The 21360-nt window shown below is 54.8% G+C and carries 19 protein-coding genes; 3 read left to right on the top strand and 16 right to left on the bottom strand.

What is annotated here, in order from left to right; translation table 11 throughout:
* Nucleotides 1-20: 20 nt before the first annotated feature.
* Nucleotides 21-1151, bottom strand: a complete 1131-nt coding sequence (locus H7F31_RS13115; RefSeq protein WP_187104538.1) for a deoxyribonuclease IV — start codon at nucleotides 1149-1151, stop codon at nucleotides 21-23.
* A gap of 101 nt (nucleotides 1152-1252) precedes the next feature.
* Here H7F31_RS13115 and H7F31_RS13110 point away from each other — a divergent pair, with 101 nt between their 5' ends.
* The 3 genes from H7F31_RS13110 (at nucleotide 1253) to H7F31_RS13100 (ending at nucleotide 3226) form a co-directional block, all read left to right on the top strand.
* Nucleotides 1253-1690, top strand: coding sequence for a DUF2621 domain-containing protein (locus H7F31_RS13110; RefSeq protein WP_087570833.1), 438 nt, complete (start codon nucleotides 1253-1255; stop codon nucleotides 1688-1690).
* A gap of 127 nt (nucleotides 1691-1817) precedes the next feature.
* Nucleotides 1818-2303 (top strand): hypothetical protein, encoded by a 486-nt coding sequence (locus H7F31_RS13105; protein ID WP_187104537.1) that lies wholly within the window; start codon nucleotides 1818-1820, stop codon nucleotides 2301-2303.
* A gap of 20 nt (nucleotides 2304-2323) precedes the next feature.
* Entirely contained in the window at nucleotides 2324-3226 is a 903-nt protein-coding gene (locus tag H7F31_RS13100; protein ID WP_187104536.1) for a TIGR01777 family oxidoreductase, read from the top strand.
* A 26-nt stretch (nucleotides 3227-3252) separates the two neighbouring features.
* Here H7F31_RS13100 and H7F31_RS13095 read toward each other — a convergent pair whose 3' ends face one another.
* From H7F31_RS13095 to H7F31_RS13025, 15 genes are all read right to left on the bottom strand, one after another.
* Nucleotides 3253-4803, bottom strand: a complete 1551-nt coding sequence (locus H7F31_RS13095) for a DUF6382 domain-containing protein (RefSeq protein WP_187104535.1) — start codon at nucleotides 4801-4803, stop codon at nucleotides 3253-3255.
* Nucleotides 4804-4835: 32 nt separating this feature from the next.
* Nucleotides 4836-5366, bottom strand: a complete 531-nt coding sequence (locus H7F31_RS13090) for an A24 family peptidase (RefSeq protein WP_187104534.1) — start codon at nucleotides 5364-5366, stop codon at nucleotides 4836-4838.
* A 38-nt stretch (nucleotides 5367-5404) separates the two neighbouring features.
* Nucleotides 5405-6439, bottom strand: a complete 1035-nt coding sequence (locus tag H7F31_RS13085) for a TadE/TadG family type IV pilus assembly protein (protein WP_187104533.1) — start codon at nucleotides 6437-6439, stop codon at nucleotides 5405-5407.
* A complete protein-coding gene (locus H7F31_RS13080; RefSeq protein ID WP_187104532.1) occupies nucleotides 6396-8630 on the bottom strand; it encodes a TadE/TadG family type IV pilus assembly protein in 2235 nt (744 codons plus the stop codon). Before H7F31_RS13080 ends, H7F31_RS13085 begins: the two co-directional genes overlap by 44 nt.
* A gap of 34 nt (nucleotides 8631-8664) precedes the next feature.
* Nucleotides 8665-9318 (bottom strand): hypothetical protein, encoded by a 654-nt coding sequence (locus H7F31_RS13075; RefSeq protein WP_187104531.1) that lies wholly within the window; start codon nucleotides 9316-9318, stop codon nucleotides 8665-8667.
* Between the two features lie 34 nt (nucleotides 9319-9352).
* Nucleotides 9353-9541, bottom strand: coding sequence for a Flp1 family type IVb pilin (locus H7F31_RS13070; RefSeq protein WP_187104530.1), 189 nt, complete (start codon nucleotides 9539-9541; stop codon nucleotides 9353-9355).
* A 234-nt stretch (nucleotides 9542-9775) separates the two neighbouring features.
* Nucleotides 9776-10648, bottom strand: coding sequence for a type II secretion system protein (locus H7F31_RS13065; protein ID WP_187104529.1), 873 nt, complete (start codon nucleotides 10646-10648; stop codon nucleotides 9776-9778).
* Nucleotides 10649-10660: 12 nt separating this feature from the next.
* Nucleotides 10661-11401, bottom strand: a complete 741-nt coding sequence (locus tag H7F31_RS13060; protein ID WP_187104528.1) for a type II secretion system F family protein — start codon at nucleotides 11399-11401, stop codon at nucleotides 10661-10663.
* A 116-nt stretch (nucleotides 11402-11517) separates the two neighbouring features.
* Complete coding sequence (locus H7F31_RS13055) at nucleotides 11518-12741, bottom strand: TadA family conjugal transfer-associated ATPase (protein WP_187104527.1); 1224 nt, start codon at nucleotides 12739-12741, stop codon at nucleotides 11518-11520.
* The gene (locus H7F31_RS13050) at nucleotides 12728-13906 is read right to left on the bottom strand and encodes a P-loop NTPase family protein (protein WP_187104526.1); all 1179 of its coding nucleotides are present in this window, start codon (nucleotides 13904-13906) and stop codon (nucleotides 12728-12730) included. The genes H7F31_RS13055 and H7F31_RS13050 overlap by 14 nt, the downstream gene beginning before the upstream one ends.
* 178 nt (nucleotides 13907-14084) lie before the next feature.
* Nucleotides 14085-14483, bottom strand: coding sequence for a nucleoside-diphosphate kinase (gene ndk, locus H7F31_RS13045; RefSeq protein ID WP_187104525.1), 399 nt, complete (start codon nucleotides 14481-14483; stop codon nucleotides 14085-14087).
* Nucleotides 14484-14519: 36 nt separating this feature from the next.
* Nucleotides 14520-15320 carry a pyruvate, water dikinase regulatory protein gene (locus tag H7F31_RS13040; RefSeq protein ID WP_187104524.1) on the bottom strand — a complete coding sequence of 267 codons (801 nt, stop codon included), beginning with the start codon at nucleotides 15318-15320 and terminating at the stop codon, nucleotides 14520-14522.
* Nucleotides 15317-15973: a helix-turn-helix transcriptional regulator gene (locus H7F31_RS13035; RefSeq protein WP_315970573.1), complete on the bottom strand. Its 657-nt coding sequence runs from the start codon at nucleotides 15971-15973 to the stop codon at nucleotides 15317-15319. Before H7F31_RS13035 ends, H7F31_RS13040 begins: the two co-directional genes overlap by 4 nt.
* Before the next feature lie 709 nt (nucleotides 15974-16682).
* Nucleotides 16683-17915 (bottom strand): NAD(P)/FAD-dependent oxidoreductase, encoded by a 1233-nt coding sequence (locus H7F31_RS13030; RefSeq protein ID WP_187104523.1) that lies wholly within the window; start codon nucleotides 17913-17915, stop codon nucleotides 16683-16685.
* Nucleotides 17916-17934: 19 nt separating this feature from the next.
* Nucleotides 17935-21330 carry a glycoside hydrolase family 44 protein gene (locus tag H7F31_RS13025; RefSeq protein ID WP_187104522.1) on the bottom strand — a complete coding sequence of 1132 codons (3396 nt, stop codon included), beginning with the start codon at nucleotides 21328-21330 and terminating at the stop codon, nucleotides 17935-17937.
* Between the last annotated feature and the right edge of the window lie 30 nt (nucleotides 21331-21360).

Genomic DNA, 21360 nt, shown 5'->3' with positions numbered 1-21360 from the left:
TGAATTTTGTTCCAAACCCTTTAAGCCTTTACGAGCAGATCTTTCCCTGCAAACCATGCCGTCAAGCGCTGGTTCACTTGCTCCTCCGACAGCTCGGAAGATAATGGACCGTCTACTTCCAGCATGTCGTACAAGCGCTCCATCGGCTCGCGCGGATCGGCTTTTTTTGCCTTCGCGTCATTTTTGAGCAGCGTCCACGTATCGATGATAAACGATCTGGGATCGATCTCGTGCTTGCCGAAATAATGATGAAGCTTTTCGACGTCTTCAAGAAAACCTTCGCCAAAGCGCGCCTTCACATCACCGCGCAAAAGCGCAATCTCGGCTTCGTACATCGGCCGTTCCTTCTTGTCGACTTTGCCAATCCACGGCGTCTCCAAAATAAACGGACGTCCCTTCAGAGCGTCGTGGCGGATAATGTTCGAGATCGCTTCGTGCCCCAGCCAGCCTGCGCCGATGGGAGCATGGCGGTCTTTGGACGCTCCCCGCGGATTTTTGCTGTCGTTAACGTGTACGACGGCGACGCGATCCAGTCCCACGATTCGATCGAACGTCTCCAGAACGCCGTCCAGATCATGGACGAGGTCGTAGCCTGCGTCGTGCATATGGCAAGTATCCATGCAGACGGTCAGACGTTGGTTGTCCTTTACCTTCTCGATAATGGCGGCAATCTCCTCGAAGCTTCTGCCGATCTCCGTTCCTTTGCCGGCCATGGTCTCGAGCGCGATATTGACAGCCGTGCCGCTTGTTCCTGCGAGTACTTCGTTTAATCCCTCGGCAATCCTGTTGATGCCAAACTCCGCATCCTTGTCTGTATAAGCACCTGGATGAAGGACGATATTGCGGACGCCGATCGCGTCCGTACGGCGAATCTCTTCTTGCAGGAAGTTTACGGCGAGCTCGAACGTATCATCCTTGTAGGAGCCTAGATTGATAATATACGGGGCGTGCACGACGATCTCGCCGATCCCGGCTGATTCCATCCGTGCCTTGCCTTCTTCGATGTATAATGTGTCGATGGGTTTGCGGCGCGTATTCTGCGGCGCCCCCGTGTAAATCATGAACGTGCTGGAACCGTACGAGATTGCCTCTTCGGCTGCAGTCAACAGACCCTTGTCCGAGAATGAAACGTGAGAACCTATTTTCAACATTGGCTTGAACGCCCCTTTCGGTTGATCAAACCTTATTTTACAAGGAATGTCGAAATAAATCTAGGAATACGCTATAATTCATTATTGAGGTGACATAAGGTATGAACGGAACGCCAAGCTGGTTTATGTATTTTATCGTTTTCTGGGCGATCGTGATGGTTATAGCCATGTCCGTTGGCGGCTTCTTCATGTTCCGGAAGTTCCTGAAGGTGCTCCCGATGAGGGACGGAAAGTCCAAGCTGGATTGGCAGAATTATTGGGTCGAGCGCAGCCGCAGCATGTGGGGGGAAGAGTCGAAGCAGTTCCTCGATGAGCTGGTATCGCCGGTGCCTAATGCCTTCCGCGACATTGCCAAACATTCCATCGCGGCCAAGATCGGTCAAGTCGCAATCGAACACGGAGCGAAGACCGTTACGCGCGAGCATTGTATTGAGGGCTACATACGCGCTACGCCCAAGCGCGATTATCGGATCCTTATGTCGTTCATGGAACGCAAAGGCATCGACTACAGACCTTACGAACATTTGATTAACAAATAGTGCTGACGCACTTGGCGACTACCCGCCAATAGATGTATTGTTTCAGTGCCGTCATGTCCGGTTAGACATATTTATGCAACCCCGCCACCCGCTCGTTCGTCTTACTATCGTAGGAGGTGGTTCAACCATGAAGAACAAACGCAGAACAAAGACCGCTGGAGCTGCCGCATTATTGATGGCCGTCATGCTTACTGCATCGGCTTGCGGCGCCAACAATAACAACGCAGGTCAAAACGTGAACGGCTCGCCCGAGCCCGGTATTAATGACCAATTGCCTGAGGAGAGCGGCATTCAGGATCCAGGCTCTATCGGCGACGACGAAGAGACGAAGCAGCCCGAAGAGTCCGCTACTACGGGAGGTGGCACGGATCCGGACGCTCCGGCCGATATCATTATTAGCAACGAGGGAATCTATACCGGCCTGATCGATTCCAATTCCATTGAAATCAGAACCGATGAGGGAGCTGCGGCTTACCGCATTACGGAAGAGCTTTCTCCCGCGATCAATGAGCTCGAATCGGAAGCGCCCGTCGCATTCGAATATACGGAGAAGGTCATTGACAGCGAACAAGGCATCAAGCAGCTGTGGCTGACGAAGATCGAAGCCAAATAACGGCCGGGGAGTGACGGGGGATGAAGGTTGCAATAACGGGCGGGACGGGGTTTATCGGACAAGGTTTGACCGATGCTCTGATCGGGCGTGGTGATACGGTATGGATTATTACACGGAGGGCTGCCGCAAAGCAACCCTCCGGCTCCGGACCGAGTTACGTAACCTGGGACATGCTGGAGCGGGATCCTTCCATCCTGGAAGGAATAGACGCCATCGTTAACCTGGCAGGAGAGAGTATTAACCAACGTTGGACGAAGTCGGCCAAAGCCCGTATCATGGATTCCCGAAAATGGGCTGCGGCACGAGTCGGACGTCTCGTCCGTTCGCTCCAAGATGGCCCATCCGTCGTCGTTAATGCTTCCGGCATATCCGCCTACGGCAGCTCGGAAACGTTAGTTTTCGAGGAAGACAGCCCGACCGCCGTGACCGACTACTTATCGGAAGTCGTGCGCAGTTGGGAAGAGGCGGCAGACGCCATTCCCGCGAAACGTCTCGTAAAGCTGCGAATAGGGTTGGTTCTCGCCCGCAAGGGAGGCGCCTTCCCGTTGATGCTTCTTCCTTACCGATTGTTCATTGGAGGCCGCGTCGGTTCCGGCAAACAAGGTCTCTCTTGGATTCATATAGACGATATGATCGGGCTCATCCTGTTCTGCCTGGATAATGACGACATAAAAGGTCCTGTCAATGCATCTGCTCCCGAACCCGTCAGCAACGACGAATTCGGCAGGGCAATCGCAAAAACGATCGGACGGCCGCATTGGTTCCCGCTTCCGGCAGGATTAATGCGAGTCGGGCTCGGCGAGATGTCTACGCTTCTGCTTGACGGACAGCGCGCGCTTCCCGTCAAGTCGACCAAGCTGGGCTTCCGCTTCCGGTATCCCAAGCTGGATCAGGCGCTCACGCAGCTCCTCGTCTCCCAGTAAGCCAGCCCTCCCTGGGCTGGCTTTTTCTAGCCCTTGCCGAACTGATAAGCAGGTCCTTTGTTTCCCGTTAACTGTATCGTATCTCCGACAGCTATCGGGTAGGATTTGTAAGGCACCATCATCGTCCCGTTAAGCAGGCTCCCATTCCTTGACCCCAAATCCTTGGCGACATGACAGCCTTGCTCTTTCACAATCTCCAGATGCAAGCGCGATACTCCGTCCGCCTTCTCTTCGTAGCCATCGCCTCCGCAGCCTCGCCCGATTCGAAACACATCTGACGAGATCGGAATCACCTCTTCCTTGCCATTCCACCGCCGCCTTAGCAGCACATCTGCCGCAACGTGGCCTCCGCCATCATTCGCTTGGTCAGCATCCTTTCCGCCCAGGACAGTCGTCGGGGCATGCAGATCGTCCATTTTCCGCTGCTCGGCCTCCGCTTCTTTCACTTTAGGAGGCAATGCATAGCTTCCCAGCGAGCTGGTCGTCACGCCGTCCTTGCGATCGCTTTCGTCTTGCATGCTCCATGACTCGCGAGGCGAGTCGTCTGTCCGCCAACGTTCACCCCTACGCAAAGGACCAGAATGAAGCTCGAACGAGACTGCCATGTCCTCCCCTTCCGGCACAGGTGCAGACGGTTCCAGCAGCATGCCGGCTCCCCTTCTCCACATCCATACCACGGCGGCCAATAGCAGGACGGTCAGGCCAAGGCTTACGAGCATCGTCTGCGTTGTGCTATAACCAAGATAAACGAATCGCCAGATACATGCCGTGCCTAGTACCCCGCCCGATGCAATCAGCCAACGCCGGCTACCTGATTTCTTGGCGCTAGCTTCGCCGCTATCAATAAAACTCTCATCGCCTTGATCGAAAGATTCAATAGATTCATTAGTTGTAATGGATGAATATCCGAGTCCCTGCCTGTGCATTGAATCCGCCCGTTCAGGAACGCCGCGCTCGAATATACTCGTTATCCCATCATTGCCGGATGCCGCCTCTGGCAACAGATGCTTGCTGCCAAGCTTCTCCAGCATCAGCTCCCTGAGCTCTTCGAGCGGCCATCGATTGCCGCCGAACATCCTCAGCACTTCCTGCAAGCCTTCTCCGTCCACATGCTCGATGTAAGCAGACCATCTGGCTACCATCGCTAATAAATCATCGCCAGCCGCACTCTCTTCCTTGCGGGCATGCAGCGGTACATAAACAAACGAAACGTCTTCAATATTCTCCCCGACAAATAGAAAGGTGTCGCCAAGCATGCATCCTTCCGGCCGTAGCATATAATCTCTGCATTCCAACAATCCGGAAACGACTTTGTGCAACAAACCATAGAATTGCTCCATCGCAAGGGGCTGCTGCTGCAGCCTGTGGATCAGCATCTTCTTGCCGTTCAGCGCATAACGGAACGTGAGGTTCCCGTCCATCTCCATCCATTCCAATGGCAGCAGGCAAGGCACGTTTTGCGATCTCAGCATGTTGATTTCCAGCTCGTCCAGCTCGGATCTGCGAATGCCCCCATCCTTGTCGAGCGTCATCTCGTGGCCTCGCCCGTTGACGAAATCAATGCGATACGGCTTCAACACGATCCCCTCCTTTCTTCAATAACATGATGTTACGTAAGCGAAGGCCATACCAGCGCAACAGCTGGCAGAACGGCAATCATGAAGGGCATCCGCGGGCGCGAGCGGACTTTCCTGGAGCCCTTCTCATGACTCTGTATGGCAGTGTCAGATTCGGCATCCGACTCGGTCAAATAACGGATTGCTTTTTTTATCGCAACCGAAGGGAGCATTCGTCCTGCGAGCAACAGAAGACCGATGATCCCTGCGCACACAATGGAGGCCATCATAAGCTGAAGAACGGTCCCAACGCCAATCCAAGCGCCTGCCGCGCCGAACAGCTTGACGTCGCCTGCTCCTATGCCTCCAAGTGCATATAGCAGCAGCAATGGCAAGAATCCCGCCGTTGCCCCCCAACTCGCGGCAGCGAGCCCTGCACCACCGTCCATCGAAATATGATACAGCAAGCCTGCAACGAAGAAGGTAAACGTGAGCCAATTAGGAATCCTTCTCCACCTCATGTCGGTTATAAACGCCGCAACCAGCAGCAACAACAAGGCTGCTAAGGCAAAGCTTGTGCTCATGTCTGCCCTCCTTTCTAGTACAATGATGGAATTGAAACTTAATCGCCCCGGTTTCGTTTCTCGACCAGAAAATGTTTCGACACATTGGATTCCGCATGCTCCCCTTCCGCAGTCACGGTCAATTCCCAAATGCCCGGCGTTGTATTGCCCGACACATGCCAAGTCCAGGACACAAAACCTTCTCCATCCGCGGTGGCATCTCCAAGATGCTTCGCCTTGCTGGCACCGCTTTTGTACATAACGCCTAAAGACACCGGTTGGCCGGGATTCGTCAGTACGGTCACGGTCGCCTTCTGACCGGGGCGAATCGGAGTCGGCGTAATGGAGACGATTTGCAGATGAGGGCTCTCATTACCGTCTCCACCGATCTTCGAGCCATAGGCCGCCGCCTCCGCATCGCTAATCCAAACCCGCTCGCGAACCTGTTCCTTTAGTACGATCTTCTTCCCCAGCAATGGCATCCTGACAGGGAATTCATATTGAATAACAACGGTTAGATAAGCGTCATCCTTATTAACCAGATCGGGAAGCATAAGCTTGGCCAAACTCAGTCGTTCCGGACGAAGGGCCGTCTCCGCCGCAAACCTTCGGGCAAGCGGCTCGATGGTGCTGCGTCCCAGCTCTGTCGCAGCAAGATTTACCAGCGGTCCCCAATCGCCGCGAAGCGCCGAGCTTGCCAGCTCGCCAGCCGGCCCAGGCAGCCATTCCGCCGCCTCGGCCGCGACTTCGTTCCACTTCGGCAGCTCATCCTTAGAAGCAGCCGGCGCCGGAAGCGACGGTACTGCTCCCTTTACGCTGCCGGAGATTCCATCTACGGCAAGCTCAGCCGGATATATATGCGAAGCCAGACTGCGGGCTGTCTGCGAAGCCGTCTCATGTAACGCCATCTGTGCCGTGCAAAGCATGATAGGCAGCACGAAAGCCATCAATAAAAAGATCAGAAGCGGCAGCACGATCGCCGCCTCGACAACGATGGAGCCATTAGTTCTGCCTCTCAATTCGAGAAACAGCTTCAAAATCTTCGCCTGTTCAGTACGACCAACCCACCGTCTCGGAGCTTTCGAAGCGACCATCGTTCACCCTCCCATTCAACAAACCAAGCCTGCCAATCAGCTTCGTCAGTCCGGGTAAAAACCATAGCTTTATAGAGATCGACGCTTCGCCTGTAACGCCTGACGGTACCTGCGCCAGCACCAGATCGCTGTTTTGCTCGATGACGGCGATCATTCGGGACAGCCTCTCCTCCTCCTTGCCTCCATGCAGAAGAGCAAACAATCGCAAATAATCCAGATAGCCGAGCTCTACCTTCGCATATTTCGATAATGGCGCGCTTCCTTTGCGGGCGAAGCTCAGCATATCCTCCGCCGTCTTCTCCAACCCATAGAGTATGGCCCCGGACAATATTAACAGCGGATGCCCCAGATTTTTGCTGACGATCAAGCCTTCCATCGTTCGAACAGCCAGTCTGACGCCGAACAGCTCTCCATATGCGGCAATCAGATTGCCAATAGGATCATGGAATCCATACAGCCAATATTCCATCTCTTGATTATGGAAGGAGGCTGCTTCCGCGATCCCTTCGATGTCCCCATTCTCCATTAGATCCAGCAGCTGTTGGGGGGCAAAGTGGCTGAATCTGTCCGAAGCGTATTCCCCGTAGTAGAACATATCGCGACTCTTTGCCAGCATGTCGGACATCCCTGCAAACAATCCTTCCATCTGCCCTGTCGAGCGCTCCACCGCTTGATTCGCATCCTTGGCTTGCGACCATCCGGTTCCGGCGTTATTCCCGTCCTCTTGCTGCTTCTGATTAAAGAGCAGACTGTCCTCGTAACGCGACTTCACCGATTGGAACAGCTCCCGATGCTCAGGCAAATCCCGCATGCTGGCCAAACCGTTCAACAGCCTGCCTGCATTCTGCCAAGCTGCAGCGGTCTTGGCTTCCGTTTCCTTCAGTTGCTTCTTCATATCCGCATCCGCAAGCTCCGTCTTCCGTTTCGCCAATAACGAAGCTTGTCCGGCATAGACCGATTCATAGTGCTGAACGGCCAACTGTATCTCCGTCACGCCTTCATTCAGCAGCCTTGTCGCTGCGGCAGATCCCGGCGAAGCCATCGCAATGGACAGCCTGGACAGCAGTTGCTCGACCTCGCTTACGATTCCCTTGCCGCTCGTCTCTTGATCACCCAGCTCCTGCCGGTACGAACTCCACCAGCCTTCATTCCGTATGAGTTTATCGCCGCTCCTGCGCACCTCCTCCAGCTCGGAAGCGGCCGTCCCTGCGTCTGGGTATGGCTCTGCGCCGGGCACATCCTTCCCGCGAACTCCGTCATACCCGCTTGGAGAAACAGTACGGCTATTAATGCGGATCATCTCGTCGTTGACGGCCTCCGCCTGGTCCAGCTGTCGTCGCGCCCGGGATAACAGCTCCGCGTGCTTCTGCTCCAATGCCGCGCTTGCCGATCGAAGCCGCCCAGCCAACGAAGCAGCCTCCTTCTCGAATGAGGCGATCTCGTTCCCATTCTCCGGCTCATCTGCTCCGTCATCCTGTCCAACCTGCCCGGCGTAAGCGGCAAATCGCTCCAGCAGCGATTGGACCGTTCCGTTATGGACGGAGTTACTGCCTAGCTTCAAAGCAGCCTTTCCGGCAGGCACAAGCGGAAGAACCTCGCTTCCAGCTACGATGTCCGCCGCCTGCTCCTGTAACAGCAGTACATCTTCCAGCAGCTTCTCTCGCTTCTCGTACAGCTTGCGCAGTTCGTCGAGCGTATGGAACGTCTCGCCGCTCTGCCGCAGCGAATCCCCTAACGGAACAAGCTTGGCCACAACTTCCAGCGTCATATCGACCGGCGCCTTATATTTCATCTCTTCCAGCACTTGTCTTGCGAATACGTCATGATCTCCCAGCACATGCGACGTATGAAGCTTGGCATCCTCAAGCCGAGTACGGACCAGGCCAAAACCTCCAGCAACCGCCTCCTCTCCTCGGCTACCTTCGAGAACCTCCCGGAATATTTCCTCGCCTTCGCTGCCGCCACGTCCGAACAGTCCATAACGTTCGTATAACCAGGAATCGTATGCCGACAAAACGGAACGGACGCCTGTTCTGGCCGCGTTCTCGGACATAAGCCCCATTGCCGCAATTCGCGCGTAATCGATCAAAGTGCCGAAGAACAACAACAGCGATGAAAGGACAATAACGGCAAATATCGTGATCGTGCCATCTTCCCCGTTAATCAAATATCGCCATATCGTATGCCGCATACCCGCTCCCATCCTCCAACCGATTCCTATTCTCTCAAGGCTGGCTGCCTCCCCCATAGGATGACAGCACTTTCCCTGCTTGCTTCTTCGAAGTCGCTTTGCCTGCTGCCGCGCCAGAAAATTTTTTCGCATAATAACGCGCCAAATCGACATGACGCACGAAATCGACAGGAGCCGTAATCAGAGCGTTCGATTGTCCCGTCGGATCAACAAATTCGCCTTTGCCCCATGAACGAAATACGTTGGAACCGATCGGCTTCTCCAACTTCGTACGCACCAGCCTAAACAGTCCGTCGTTGACCCGCGTCACCTCGCCCGAATACGAAAGCCCTGCTGCAGCAATCCAGTCCGAAGCCAGGTACAGCTTGGTTACGGCAAGGGCACTCCCTGCTCCCTCCGTTCGCCCGGATGGCAACGACACGGATACCGTCTCCGGATTACCGATCAATCCGAACAGGCTCCCCGTTACGCCATCGCTTCCAAGCTCGGTATACAACCCGTCATAGGCTGCCTCCGTCAATATTCCCGATCTCGGATCCCGATGACTGTTGTCCCAGGCGAAGGCAGCCCGTTCCGACGTAACGGCAGCCGTATAACTCACCATGACATTCTGGTAAACGAACATGCCCATAAAGAGGAATAGGAAAATCAGAATGAACAGCATGGGAAACACCATCGCCGATTCCAAGCTGAAGCTTCCCTCCTCACGTCGCCATAGCCTGTTAATTCTCGAAGATGCGATTGGCTTCATCGTCCGCTTTGCCCATCAGGTTCTCGATCAGCTCGATAATCCAGTCCTTGAACAACAGTGCGATAATAATGACGACGGCTATAATCAATATGATCTCGAGCGTACCCAGCCCCTGATCATTCCTCCAGAACGATCTCCATCCCGTTGTCAGCTTCTTCATCCGATCTCATCCCTCTCTTATCTTGATTAAATGTAAAACCCCTTAGACCGTGTTCAAAAAGTTCGGTTTTCAGCACCGAGAAGATTGAATGAAGGTAGAAACTGAGGAGCGGAGCGTAGTGGAAGCTACGTGAGCACCGGAAGTTTCGCCTGAATTCAATATTCGATGTCGAGTACACTTCGTGGCATACTTCGTGATCAAAAGCGGACTTTTTGAACAACCCCTATGTCGATCTCAGGACATGAGTAGAAACGCAGGCGCAGCGACCACCACCATCATAATGAACAGGATGCCGACCAGCGGAAATACCAGCTTCGACGAAGCCTCCTCGCCGCTTGTACGCGCAGCAGCCTTACGTTTCTCCCATAACGAATACGAGAATTCTCTCAGCGCCAGCACGAAGCGATCGCCTCCTCTGCGGTAATTCAGCAGGATAACCGTCGTAAATATGGCAACCTCCTGAACGCCGCAGCTTCTGCCCAGCCTTTCGATCGCTATGCCGAACGACTGCCCGTTCTGGAGCGAGAGGACGGCATGCCGCCATTCCCTATGCAACGGACTGTCCCCGTATCCTGGTCCGCCATTAAGGCATTTCGCGAATGCGCCCTGCACAGTCTCCCCTGCGCCGACGAGCAGCGTCAGCTTGGCCAGCATATCCGGAAGCGCCGCTATGATGGCCCGCCTCCTGCGCTCTACTTCTCGATCCGCTTCCACGAATCGACGCAGCACCAGCACAATGGCCACGACAGCTCCCATCATGGACATTACGGATTCGCCCGTGAACCCTGCCAGGATCAAACTTGCCGTCAAAGCTCCATATGCCTGTCCAAGCGACTGCGCCGCCGCTGATCTTGTCTGCTCTACCGACCACGAGACGCCCTTTAGCACCATCAGCTGGCGATGAAGCGTCTCGACCCGGAGACTCGCAACCTCAAGACGCTCCGCCAATGCAAGAACACGAAGGAAGGGGCTTGCCAGCAAAACCTCCTGCCACCCCCCGGAGGGATCTCTTCTCAATCGGATCGCATTCAAAAGTTTCTTGAGCGTCGCCGCACCGATCAGATATAACCATATCGCGACCATACCTGTCGCTGACGCTGCAAGCATGCCATCCACTCCTTACATTTCGATAGACATAATACGATGTATAAGCCAAAAGCAACCGCCTAACAGCAGCAACGCAATCGTTAAGAGAACATACCCGAAGCCGCTGTACAACGGGGCCATATAGTCTGGAGCAGCCCATCCCAGAAAACCGAGAAAAACAAAAGGAACCGCCATCATGATCCGCGCCTCAAATCGCTTCTGCGCCAGCAGCACGGCAATATCTCCATCGACGCTCATCTTCTCGCCAATCATCGACGACGTTCGTCTCATAACCTCCAGCAGGTCGCCGCCGGATCGTTTGCATGCGGTCAGAGTATCGCCGAACATCGTTATTTCGTCGATGCCGGCACGCCTCGCGAAGTCTCGGACAGCTTCGTCAAGCGGAATCGATTGATCCAACAGATGGCCGATTACTCGCAGCTCTCTCAGAATATCCGCGTTCGGCTCGGTATAAAGCAGACTTAAATCCTCCCATGCAGCCCGAAACGCATTCTCTGCCGAACGACCCGCGGCGAGCGATGACGTTAAGGAAAACAGCAGCTCCTTGAATTGCGTCTTCAGCCGTTCTCTTCGCCTGCGAAGCAAGACGCCGCGTCGCCATCTTGGAGCCGCAGCTCCAGCCAAAGCTCCTATCAGGGATACAAGTATGGAATGATAGAACAAATATAAAGCGACGAACAGCATCGCCGAACCTCCAAGGACGGACGTTACTACCTCCCTTCTGTTCATCTCGTATTCCGCATAATCCGTCATAATCGTCCTTCCACCGTGTTGATTCCGTTCTCGTTCGCGCGCGCTGGCATCCCTCCATCCGCACCAGCCCATTATCTTATTCACTAGATTCCAGGGTTTGCTTCTCGCCGATATAGTCAGATCAGACCCACCTCCTTCCCTGCGGCCCTGAGCTTATTCGTCCTCGCAAGCGGCACTTCCGTCCGCAACAATTGCCCGGCAGATGCGCCTTCCTCAGGTTCGCCTCTTACGAATAGAGGATTTAATGTAATTCTGCCCTCATCGACGCCGCCCATCTCGCAAATTTCCATCACGCGGCGTCTGCGGTCTCTGCCGCGGCTTAGATGAATGACGATGTCAATCGCCGAAGCGATTTGTCCCCGAATGACGGGCAGAGGCAGCTCGGCTGCGCCAAGCACCATCGTCTCCAGGCGTCCCATCATATCCAGCGCGCTGTTTCCGTGACCGGTGGAGATAGAACCCTCATGCCCGGTGTTGAGTGCCTGCAGCATATCGATGGCCTCTTCGCCGCGAACCTCGCCTACAATGATTCGATTCGGCCTCATGCGCAGCGATGCGCGTATAAGCTCCCTAATCGTGACGCTTCCTTTCCCTTCCGTATTCGAATTTTTTGTCTCCAGCGAGACCAGATTAGGCACCGAAGCGATCTGCAGCTCGGCGGAATCCTCGATCGTGATGATTCGCTCCTCGCTCGGAATATGTTGCGACAAGGCGTTAAGGAATGTGGTTTTGCCCGTGCCGGTGCCTCCGCTAATAAAGATGTTGTATTTGGCCTCTACCAGCTCTTGCAGGAAAAAAGCCGCTTCCGCCGTAAGAGACTGCTTCTCTACCAGCTCCTTCATGCTCATGGGGCGTTCCGGGAACTTCCGGATCGTCACGCATGGACCGCTGAGCGAGACTGGCGGCAGCACGACATGAACACGCGAGCCGTCGGGCAGCCTTGCGTCTACTATGGGCGAGGATTCGTTTACGATCCGATTGACCCCTGCCACGATACGCTGAATGAGATCCTGCAGCCTCTCCTCGCTTTCGAAGCTCTCCCGCAGCTTCGTCATCTCCCCTTGCCGCTCTACGAAAATATCCTTATGGCCATTGATCATGATTTCGTTGACGAGCGGATCCTCCATCAGCGGCTGCAGCAGATCAAGTCCGCGAAAGGAATGGTAGAGCCGCTTGACCAGCTTGACCTTGTCCGCCGCGGAAAGGAATCGGCTCTCAGGCCACTCAAAAACGACGCTTTCGGTTTTGCGAAGCAATTCTTCATCCGTAATGGAAGCGGTGAAGTCGATCGATGCTCTAATACGGCTGCGCAGCTCCGCAATACTTTCATCCGGCGGCACGTCTGCGATCTCCCTCTGACATAAATCGTTTTACCAGCAGACTGGCTGCGGCCAGATAAGACGAGGATGCAAGGGGCGAGCAGCCCTGTGAGCGCCATTCCGGCACCTCTGGCAGCCATGCGGAAGATTCCTTTAGCAGTCCTGTCATCCCCCCGAACGCGTCGGCTTCTACTGCTCGCGAGCCACCATTGCATACGAGAAGACATCTCTTCCACAGGTCTCCGCAACGTCCCTCTGAATCTTGCCGGAAGTAGGACATGGCCTGCCGCTGCTTGTCGATGACGGAACGATCATTCCTTACGACTTCGTAGACGAGATCGACCTTCCGCAACAATGAAACTTCCGCTTCCGACCATCCGGCATCCATATCCAGAACAAGCAGATCATAACCTCCGCTCGATGATATTGCCGCAGCAAGCCCGACATAATCCTCGCCGCCTAGCGTCAGCCTGTCCTCCGGATTGGCGAAACCGGGCATATAATCGCACTTCAGCACGGCGTTGTACCTGCGAGAGCTCTTCAACTGTTCGCGTGTCACGGCATTGCCCGACTTCACAAGATAAAGAAGATCGGATAGACCCGCGCCAGCTTCCTCCCGTCTACCGTCTCCAAACCAGACCCGTGTGGTGTCCCAGCATTCCAGATTGACATAACAAGCACGCATGCCAGCCGCTCCGGCCGCAGCCGCAAGATGGAGCGCAACCGTCGTCTTGCCAACGCCGCCTGCTGCCGAATGCACGGCTGCGACAAGCGTTCGCTCCGTTCCCGCCAAGCCCCTCAAGCCATTAGGTGCCAGACTAACTGAACGCTCTATTCCTGCACCATCGATATATATTCTCTCCAGTGCATTCATCAACTGCGGAAGCGCTTGGTAACGATACAGTTCCAGTTTCAGTTCCAGTTCTCCTTCGCCAGAAGCCGGTCGATCGCTCAGCAAAACAACCTGCACGCCTTGCGCTGAGTGCCGCAACTCCTCCGCGAACTCACGCTCCGCGACGATGATGTCGATACTGAAGCCCTGCTTCATATACTGCTTGCACGAATTAACGCTCGTGAATGCGGTTATTTGCCATCTCGCCGCATAAACGCTCCCTCTGATATAGTCAGCGAGCCTTCTGAGATACTCCTTCTCCTTGACCGCAACGGCCAATTGCAGCTTGTTCATCCCATCCTCTCCTCTTCTCCAGCGCTATCACCGCCAAAACTCCGCTGCAACACAAAAAACACCGCAATGCATGCAGCCTATTGCTGCAACATTGCGGTGCTTCCGCTGGTGGTATTGAACTTTGATTAAGAATCTACCATATACTAGTGTGATTCGTCAACTATTTTCATTTTTATGATCAATGAAAATAGAGGTTGATCTCTCTTTCCGCGTTATCCTCGCTATCGGAGCCATGAACAATATTGCTGGCGACATCAATAGCGTAATCGCCGCGGATCGTGCCCGGCAGCGCATCGGAAGGATTAGTGGCGCCGATAAGCGACCGCGCGTTTTTAACCGCGTCCTTCCCTTCGAGCACCATCGCGAATACGGGACCGGATGTAATGAAATCTACCAGCTCATCGAAAAATACTTTCGAGCGCAGATGATCGTAATGCTCCTCGGCCACCAAACGATCCAGTTGCATCAGCTTCGCTGCGGCCAGCTTGAACCCTTTCTCCTCGAATCTCGAAACAATATGACCCGTCAATCCACGGGCAACTCCATCCGGCTTTACCATCACAAATGTTCTATCCATTGCTACCCCTCCATCTTTATTCATAGGTATTGACATTTATTTCGCAAGCCATTCATAAATAATGCCGGCCGTCTCTTCGATGGCTCTGTTCGTCACATCGATGATCGGGCAATCCAGCGACTCCATAACGCCAGCCGCATAATCCAGTTCCTCCCGAATCCGATCCGGCGAGGCATATTGCGCCGTAGACGGTAAGCCCAGCGCCTTTAGCCGCTCTGTGCGAATATGCAGCAGATGATCCGGCTGCATGGTAAGCCCCACAATGATTCTCCCCGGCCCCTGCCTCAGCTCTTCGGGCGGCGTCACCTCCGGCATGAGGGGCAGGTTTGCCACTTTAATGCCTTTGTGCGACAGAAATACGCTGAGCGGCGTCTTCGAGGTACGCGACACTCCGATGAGAATAACCTGCGCTTGCGTCAGACCGAATACGTCCTTGCCGTCGTCGTATTTGACTGCAAATTCAATGGCTTCCATCCGCTTGTGATATTCTGCGTCGATCGAGTGGAGCAGCCCAGGCTGCCTGCGCGGAAGATCGTTGAAGGTGTCGACATACGCCTGCATCATAGGGCCCATGACATCGACCGCGCGGATGCCCAGCTTCATCGCTTCCTCCCGCATCAGCTCCCGCAACTCCGGCTGCACGAGCGTGTAGCTGATAAAGCCGCCCGTCAGCGAAGCTTCCGCAATAATACGCAATATTTCGTCTTCCGTGCGAATATGTGAGTAACGTTTTATTTTGACATGGTCGGTCGAAAATTGTCTGAGTGTCGCCTTGGCAACAGCTTCCGCCGTCTCCCCCACCGCGTCCGAACAGACATAGATGTATGGTTGCTTCATAAACCAGGCTCCCCCAATTCCTGAGATGTCGCGTGTTCCGCCATCAAGCGAATAATATTCGATTTGGACACCCAGCCCGTAACGACGGGCTGCCCTGCGCCATCATCCGATTCGACGGTAACAGGCAGGCAGTCCACTTGATGAAGCGACATTTTGCGAATGGCGTCGAGCACTGAATCGTCCGGCGACAGCGTCACGATATTAGGATATCGCGTCATGACCATGCTGACGGGAATAGAGGCCGCACCGGCATTGCCGAGCGTGATCTTTAGCAGATCTTTGGGGGTAATGATGCCCGCAAACCGCTTGTTCTCCGTAACAACGAGAAGCGTGTCCGCATTCTCCGTGAACAACATAATGACGGCATCGTGAACGGATAACGTATCCGGAATGTTTACCGGCACCCCCTGCACGTCCTTCACCTTCATCGAGTTGAATCTCGGCAGTGGCTCTCCGGCCGTCCTTAATGTATTTCCGAGGAAATAACCAACCTTGGGCTTCGCGTCCAGCATGCCAAGCATGACAAGCAGCGACAAGTCCGATCGAAGCGTCGGACGGCTCACGCCCAAATATTCCGCAAGCTGTTCGCCTGTAACAGGCGAATGTTTTTTGACGAGATCCAGAAGCTCTAACTGTCTGGAAGTAAGCTGAATCGTTCTCCCCTTCTTCCCTATTATGAGTCACATTAACTATATTTGTGTCTTAATTAACTTGGAATAATATATCATATATTCTTTTACCGCACAATACGAGGAACAAAATCACCTGAAGGTGATTCAAAAAAACCAAAAACGTCCCATCACTCACCGCCTAATGGACATAAATGACGTTTTTCTTCGATTATTTAGGTTTTCGAAAATCTAAAGGACATAAAGAGGTTATCTATTTAATTGTGCAAAGGTGAAATTGCGGGCGAGTGTCCGGAAAGAAATGAACGGGAGCAACTGAACTGCAACGGAAATGAGAGGCGTTATTTCAGCAAAAAGCGGCACTTCGCAAATCTAATGGAACTGACAGCCCTTATGATGGGCAAAAGCTCGCGATTTGCCTGGATTTCTCACGAATAACGTCGCAGAGTTCCGTTGGATTTTAAAATCACGCCAAACGTTCCATATAAGGGCCCTCATTTCCGTAAACAGGTTGCCGGCGATTGATTGCAGCTTCATTTCCGGTTTTGCACACAATGAATCGACATCCTCATAGGTCAAGTATGGAGATTGTTTTCCTATGGTTGAAACACAAAAAAAACGCCCCCGGCTTCGCTCTCAATCGAGCAGCTCCAGAGGCGTAAACGCCCATCCTTATGCAAATTCTATTATTGTAATGTCTACGCTTATCTCAATATATAACGCCGCTTGCGTTTCATCGATTCTGCTCTATTAACCGCATCACATGTCCCTGGAACTGTTCCGGCTCCACCGCATGATTATAAATGCCGAGGAATGCCGCGGTCGCATCTGGATTGGCAGCGATCAGCCCGTTCACATCATGCTCCTCCGGCGTAAACGGCACGTTTTTGGTGAATTGGCACGCCATACGGAAGCGGGACATCATGGCCTCCTCCGTCTGCTTCTGGTAAGCTTCCGACATAACGTCCCAATGTCCTTCCCAGCGGCCCTCATACCCATTTAGCACTCCCGCCAAAAGGCGCGCGCTGAGCATGGCATCCGGCATCCCTTGCCCAACGGCGGGATCCTTAAAGGTGAGCGCATCTCCTACAAGCGCCCATCCTTCTCCCATGCCTCGATGCCAGTCATTGTCATAACCCAGCAGCCCCTTCACGTGTCCGTGAAGCGATGCTTTAGGAAGCCTGCTCCCTATCGCGGTGCCCTGAAAGCTGTCGAGAACGATTTCGTTCATCGCTTCCCCGGGCGCTTGCCTAAATCGTGACATCCAGTATTCGTCGGCAAGAGGGAACATGATCCCCACCACATGCAGACCGTCGCCGGTCGGGAATACGATTCCCAGCTTGTCGCCGACCTTGTACAGCTCGGTGTGTATTTCGCCTTCCTGCCGATAGTTCTCGTAATAGCCGATGTATGAAGCGAAATCGGTGGGCACGGAGATCAGCGTCTCGGCTCCTGCCAGCTTTCTTACCGCGGAGTTGCGGCCGTCGGCTCCGACCACCAGCTTGGCGGGAAACTTCATGCGCTCTCCTGCGCGAGTAACTCCTTCCACGCCGGCAACCGCGCCGCCTTCCCACAGAAGCCCCGTCACTCGGAAACCCTCCAGCGTGGATACTCGCGGCATGTTCGAAGCATGGCGGAACAAAACATCGTCCAGTACCGTCCTTCTGATACAAAGACAGTCGCGGCGTCCCTTCACCTCCGGGAACTGGCCGTCGATAACGGCATCATCGAACTGAATGACGGCTCGGCTGTAGGTCGGCGTGCCCGATGCGAGCAACGAATCCAGCACCCCCATCTCCTCGAGCATCGCCATGCCGTGCGTCAGAAAATTATGCGTGGACAACGTATCGCTCGGAAACGTCGCCTTGTCGAGCAACAGGACGCTATAACCTGACTTGGACAGCTCGTAGGCGAGCGTGGAGCCCGCTACCCGGGCCCCCGCAATAATGACATCGTATGCTTGCATGACATCGCTCTCCTTCTGATTAAGATGGATCAATGACAATCAGCGTGGCGGACCGCTTTGGCAGCTTCAGGGACAGCATGCCTTCTCCGCCGATCACAATATCTCCCGTTTTGCCAAGCCGCCGAGAAGCGCTGAAGGAATAGATTTCGCCCTGGGCTCCTGTGCTGATGCCGGTATTCAGCTCGATATCTCTCGACAAGGTGTCTTTGTTAAACAGCAGCATATAGGTTTTGCCTTCCTCCCCTTCAATCGTGTACGCGCCTACGGCATCGTACAAGGAAGAACCCGTTTTTACGCTGCTGCCTTGAATGGAGGAGCCTTTGCCGTCGTAGTCCAAATACAGCTTGAACGCATCTTCGATCGGCGTGCCTGCGCGGAAGTTGCCAAAGCGCGCAGCCAGATCAACGCCTTCCCTGCCGAAGATGGCAAGCGCTTCTGCTTGTACGAGACCGGCCGTGATGCCCACTCCATTGCCGAAGTTGTATTCCGTAATCGCCAGCTTCAAGTCCGGCATGCTTCCCGCAATAATCTCCTTCATCCGCGGAATAAGGCGAACGGGCTGCTGGATCCAGGATTGATCCACGAAATTATCGTCGTACAGCGTCTTCAGCGCCTGGAAGCGCCGTTTGGCAGCCAGAGGGCTTTCATCCTCGGAAGGCACGGCCTGCTCCTGCGAATAGTAGTGAATGTCGAGAAAATCGATTAATCTTGTCCCGGTATCCGCTTCGTGCTGCTTAACCTGATCGAGATACCACTCCAGGAACGGCTTGCCGCCGTGAGCCTGACGGTCCGGTCCGTCCGCGCACATATCCGCGGAGGAATAGAAGTAGCCGCACCAGCCCCATGCTACCGGGCCGAACAACAACGAATCGGGATCGGCTGCCTTGATCGCCGAGCCGTATTGCACCGTTTTGTCCCACAGCTCGTCATAGGTCGGGGCCTCGGGATGCACGTCGCGATGCGTCACATGCCAAATTTCCGGTTCGTTGTCGAGGGCATACATGCGCACTTTGTCATCCGTGCGGCCCGCGATGTGGTTAATCCAGCCTGTCGCGAATTCCGGCCCTACCTGAACGGACGTATCGCCAGGATCGTTGCCCGTGACATGCTCTCCGCTTGCCAGCACGCCATTGCCCGCATCCCGCAGATCGGGAGACCAGCGAATCTGATTGCCGTACAGTTGCTGCGAGAACCCATAGCTCACCGTCCTGTCCTTCGGCGTCCAACCGATGGTAGGTACGGTAATGAGCACATTATCGCCTCGTCCCAGCACCCGATCGATAAATTTGTCCGAGGTCGAGCCATGAGGCAGCAGTTCGGGTTCGTCGTTGTCATAAGGGTAGTTGATATAGAACCAGTCGTCCGCGCGGTTAGCCGTTTCAAGCTGCCAGTTGTATCGCGTCGTTTGGTTGCCGCCCCACCGTTCGATCGGGAAGGACAACGCAGAGTCCGTTGGATAATTATCATCAAAATTAATGCCGTAGATATCGTTGCTGATCGGCTTGCGCTCCGAGGACTGGTCGATGTCTATCGTGATGCGCGGCAATTCCGGCTCCGGCAATTGCCCCGGATTCGGATTGGCCAGCAGCGCGATATCATCGATATAAACCGTCCCTTGGTCGGCTTCGGTGGCCGCTTGCAGGATAAGACCGTCGAACGTGCCGGAATCCAGACCCAGATCCGCCAGGTTCACCGTCACCTTCGTCCATTGCCCCGCTGTCAGAACGCCGTCCGGCAGCAGTTCTCCCAAATGTACGACGCCTCTCGACTGTCCGCCATCGTATACATGGAACATAAGCGCCTGTCCGCCTTCTTCGCCGCCATGCAGCCAAAATTCGAAGCCGTAATACTGCTCCATGTTCAGCTTCTGCTCGCGATTGATCCAGACGCCGTCCCAGCCGTCCGGCTCGAACTTGATCGAACGGCTGCCGCTATGCGTTTGCTCCGTATTGGCGAAGTCCTTTTCATGCCAGCTGTAGTTGCGGTATCCCTCTGCCAATCCATCCGTATACAAGGGCCGCGACTCAACTTCGGTAATCTGCACATAACCTTCGGCCGTAAAAGTCCGATAGTTTGCGCTCACCTTTACAATGCCTTCACCCAGCGCCGTCAGCTTGCCATTGTCGATTGTCATGAGATCCGGTCGATCAACGGACCATTCCGCGTCATCCGTCACGATCGACGTGTCGCCGGAAATGGAGAAGGTCTCGGCATGGATTTGGCGTTCTTCGCCAGGCATCATCACGACTTGAGGATGACTCAGCCGCAGTTCGGCCACAACGGCCTGCGCCGCTTGCCTTGACGTGACGCCAATGTCGTCGATATACACGGCCGGCTGTCCCCCTGCAATTCCTCCTGTCAGACGGAAGCCGTCGAACAGGCGGTGCTCCAGCTGCAATTCCGCCAGATCAATCTCCACCGCTGTCCAGGCATTTGCCGGAATGCCCTCCGGAATCCAGCGTTCCAGCGGATATTCGGCCGCCGCCACTCCTCCTGCCGTTAGCGCCAGCTTAACGGACTGGCCGCCCTGCGCGCCGCCGTTTACATAGAAACGCAGCTTCTCATATTCGTTGACCGTCAGCAAATTGCCGCTGTACAGGTACAGCGCCCGATCTCCGTCCGGGACAAACCGAATAGCGTTTTCGCCCGTGCGTCTGACCTTTTGCTGCTCCAGTACAACCTCGCCCCAACTGTAGTTGACCATGAAGTCGGCCAGCCTATCATCATAGAGATAGACCCCCTGAATGGGCTCGACAGGCTCCACCGGCCCCTGCTCCTCGCCTCCCGGCTCTTCCCCGCCAGGTTCTCCTCCTCCAGTTCCGCCGCCGGGCTCTTGACCCGGCTGTTGTCCTCCGCCGCCAGTGCCAGTGCCGGTGAAAGCTATGCTGTCCAAGTAAATCGGGCTCTGCGCTCCCCCGCCCCAGATCAGAATGCCGTCCATCCAGCCTGTTACGCCCGATGCCGCGAGCGGCACCGTCACCTTGGCCCATTCGTTCCCCGGCACACCTTCGGGAAGCAGACTGGCGGAATCCATCTCGGCGATGCTTCCACCGCCCAGATTGAATACGAGCTTGAACGCCGCCCCTTCGCTTCCGCCGCCATGCACCCAGAAGCTAAATTCGTCGAATTCGCCGGCGTTCAGAATTCGATCCTTGTAAAGGTAGACCGCCTCTCCTTCGCCAGCCGAGAACCGGATCGATCTCGAACCTTCCCTTACCGTTCCCGTCTCTTCCAGATTGACGCCAGACCAGCTGTTATTGCTAAATCCCTCTCCCAAACGATCGTCAAATACGGTCAACGTCGTACCCGAGCCGAAGGTTCGACTTCCCGGTATTGCCATCTGCGTCAGCAGCAGCGCCGCCATTAACGCAAGCGCGATGGCCCTGATCCCGTTGGTTCTTATGCCTCTTTCCATGTTCATTCTCCTTTTCGCTGGCAAGTCTTG

The organism is Paenibacillus sp. PAMC21692 (genome assembly GCF_014303795.1).
Lineage (GTDB): Bacteria > Bacillota > Bacilli > Paenibacillales > Paenibacillaceae > Pristimantibacillus > Pristimantibacillus agaridevorans.
Note: the sequence above shows the minus strand (reverse complement) of the source record. Positions and strands in the feature narration are given on the sequence as shown.

Excerpts from the sequence above, each read along its gene's own strand:
- H7F31_RS13115 (WP_187104538.1), bottom strand. The coding sequence starts at position 1,151 with ATGTTGAAAATAGGTTCTCACGTTTCATTCTCGGACAAGGGTCTGTTG.
- H7F31_RS13110 (WP_087570833.1), top strand. The coding sequence starts at position 1,253 with ATGAACGGAACGCCAAGCTGGTTTATGTATTTTATCGTTTTCTGGGCG.
- H7F31_RS13105 (WP_187104537.1), top strand. The coding sequence starts at position 1,818 with ATGAAGAACAAACGCAGAACAAAGACCGCTGGAGCTGCCGCATTATTG.
- H7F31_RS13100 (WP_187104536.1), top strand. The coding sequence starts at position 2,324 with ATGAAGGTTGCAATAACGGGCGGGACGGGGTTTATCGGACAAGGTTTG.
- H7F31_RS13090 (WP_187104534.1), bottom strand. The coding sequence starts at position 5,366 with ATGAGCACAAGCTTTGCCTTAGCAGCCTTGTTGTTGCTGCTGGTTGCG.
- H7F31_RS13085 (WP_187104533.1), bottom strand. The coding sequence starts at position 6,439 with ATGGTCGCTTCGAAAGCTCCGAGACGGTGGGTTGGTCGTACTGAACAG.
- H7F31_RS13080 (WP_187104532.1), bottom strand. The coding sequence starts at position 8,630 with ATGCGGCATACGATATGGCGATATTTGATTAACGGGGAAGATGGCACG.
- H7F31_RS13070 (WP_187104530.1), bottom strand. The coding sequence starts at position 9,541 with ATGAAGAAGCTGACAACGGGATGGAGATCGTTCTGGAGGAATGATCAG.
- H7F31_RS13065 (WP_187104529.1), bottom strand. The coding sequence starts at position 10,648 with ATGCTTGCAGCGTCAGCGACAGGTATGGTCGCGATATGGTTATATCTG.
- H7F31_RS13060 (WP_187104528.1), bottom strand. The coding sequence starts at position 11,401 with ATGACGGATTATGCGGAATACGAGATGAACAGAAGGGAGGTAGTAACG.
- H7F31_RS13050 (WP_187104526.1), bottom strand. The coding sequence starts at position 13,906 with ATGAACAAGCTGCAATTGGCCGTTGCGGTCAAGGAGAAGGAGTATCTC.
- ndk (WP_187104525.1), bottom strand. The coding sequence starts at position 14,483 with ATGGATAGAACATTTGTGATGGTAAAGCCGGATGGAGTTGCCCGTGGA.
- H7F31_RS13040 (WP_187104524.1), bottom strand. The coding sequence starts at position 15,320 with ATGAAGCAACCATACATCTATGTCTGTTCGGACGCGGTGGGGGAGACG.
- H7F31_RS13030 (WP_187104523.1), bottom strand. The coding sequence starts at position 17,915 with ATGCAAGCATACGATGTCATTATTGCGGGGGCCCGGGTAGCGGGCTCC.
- H7F31_RS13025 (WP_187104522.1), bottom strand. The coding sequence starts at position 21,330 with ATGGAAAGAGGCATAAGAACCAACGGGATCAGGGCCATCGCGCTTGCG.